Here is a 2,034-nt window from a genome sequence, read left to right on the forward strand (position 1 = left end):
GAAAAATCGCCCAGGGCGTCCAGCACCACGAAGCTTGTCCCCGGCCGCTGGGTGGACAGGTGATAGGCCCGCCGACCCCGGAAATCCCGGCCCCGACGATGATCACGTCGAAATGTTCGGTTTTTGACCCTGTCGCCGCCCGTTCGAGCGTGGAGGTATCCGTCATGCGCCGTCTCCCATGAACGACGGGCCTTGTGGCCGCGCCGTGCTTCTCTCCCACCGGGCGCCTCTGCGGACGCCTAGGTAATCGCTGTAAACCTAAGGCTGACGCCGCGTTTGATACGGATCAAGCAGTTTCTGACTTTCGGTGTTCGCTCATGCTAATTGACAGGCGACCAGAGGCGCGGCACGTCAGCCGGCGAAACGACGAGGGCGGTTCTGCCCTGTATGGGAGGATATCGCGCATGGATTTCGCGCTCAGCGCCGATCAGATCGCCATCCAGGACGCGGCTCGCGCCTTCGCCGAGGGACAGCTTGCCCCCAATTCGGCGCGGTGGGACGAGACCAGGCACTTCCCCGTCGACGTGATGCGTGAGGCGGCCCAGCTGGGTTTCGCCGGCATCTATGTCAACGAAGACGTGGGCGGCACGGGGCTGTCGCGCCTGGACGCCTCGATCATCTTCGAGGCGCTGAGCTATGGCGACGTGCCGACGGCGGCCTATCTGACCATCCACAACATGGCCTCGTGGATGATCGACCGGTTCGGGTCCGACGATCTTCGCCAGCGCTATCTGCCGCGCCTGACCACCATGGAGCTGATCGCCAGCTACTGCCTGACCGAGCCGGGCTCGGGCTCGGACGCGGCCAATATGCGCACCAGCGCCAGGCTGGACGGCGACCACTATGTGCTCAACGGCGGCAAGGCCTTCATCTCGGGCGGCGGCGTCTCGGACGTCTATGTTGTCATGGCCCGCACCGGCGGCGACGGCGCCAAGGGCGTCTCGGCCTTCGTGGTCGAGAAGGGCGCGCCGGGGCTGACCTTCGGGGCCAATGAACGCAAGATGGGCTGGAACAGCCAGCCGACCGCCCAGGTCAATTTCGACGACTGCCGGGTGCCGGTCGCCAACCGCATCGGCCAGGAAGGCGAGGGCTTCCGCTTCGCCATGATGGGCCTGGACGGCGGACGGCTGAACATCGCCTCATGCTCGCTGGGCGGGGCGCAGCTGGCCCTCGACACGGCCAAGGCCTATCTCGAGACCCGCAATCAGTTCGGCAAGCCGCTGAAGGACTTCCAGGCCCTGCAGTTCAAGCTGGCCGACATGGCCACCGAGCTGGAGGCGGCCCGCCTGATGGTGCGCCGCGCCGCCCATGCGCTCGACAACAAGGACCCCCAGGCCACCAAGCTGTGCGCCATGGCCAAGCGCTTCGCCACCGACGCCGGCTTCCAGGTGGCCAATGACGCCCTGCAGCTGCATGGCGGCTATGGCTACCTGCAGGACTATCCGCTCGAGCGCATCGTCCGCGACCTGCGGGTGCACCAGATTCTGGAAGGCACCAACGAGATCATGCGAGTGATCATAGCGCGCGAGATCTTTCGGCAGTAGAGCCAGCGCCAGCCTTTCGCCGAACCCAGGACCTGACGTGATCTATCTCTGCCGCCACGGCCAGACCGAGTGGAACCGCGAACGCCGGCTGCAGGGTCAGGCCGAGGCCGACCTGACGCCTCTGGGCCGCTTGCAGGCCGCGGCCATGGCCGACCTGCTGCGGGACCTGACCACCCGCGCGCCGCCTGCCGACTGGCGCATCGTCGCCAGCCCGTTGCGGCGGACCCGGGACACCGCCCAGGCCATCGCCGACAGGCTTGGTCTGGAGGTCGCGTTCGACGACCGGCTGAAGGAGCTGACGGTCGGCGACTGGGAGGGCCGCCTCTATGCCGATGTGCAGCGCGAAAATCCCGAGGCCTTCAAAAGTCCCGAGTGGTTCTTCACCGCGCCGGGCGGCGAGACCTACGAACAGGTGATGGCGCGGGTGTCCGACTGGCTGGCCGAGCAGGCCGCCGAGCCCGAACGCCGGCTGATCGTGGTCAGTCACGGC

2 protein-coding genes are annotated in these 2,034 nt (G+C 67.0%); both read left to right on the forward strand.

The window, feature by feature from the left end; all coding sequences use genetic code 11:
- Positions 1-404 precede the first annotated feature (404 nt).
- Entirely contained in the window at positions 405-1,544 is a 1,140-nt protein-coding gene (locus CSW58_RS11130; protein ID WP_099447333.1) for an isobutyryl-CoA dehydrogenase, read from the forward strand.
- A gap of 37 nt (positions 1,545-1,581) precedes the next feature.
- On the forward strand, positions 1,582-2,034 hold a 453-nt coding region (locus CSW58_RS11135; protein ID WP_099447334.1), incomplete at its 3' end, for a histidine phosphatase family protein.

The organism is Caulobacter sp. B11 (assembly GCF_002737765.1).
In the GTDB taxonomy this organism is placed as follows: domain Bacteria; phylum Pseudomonadota; class Alphaproteobacteria; order Caulobacterales; family Caulobacteraceae; genus Caulobacter.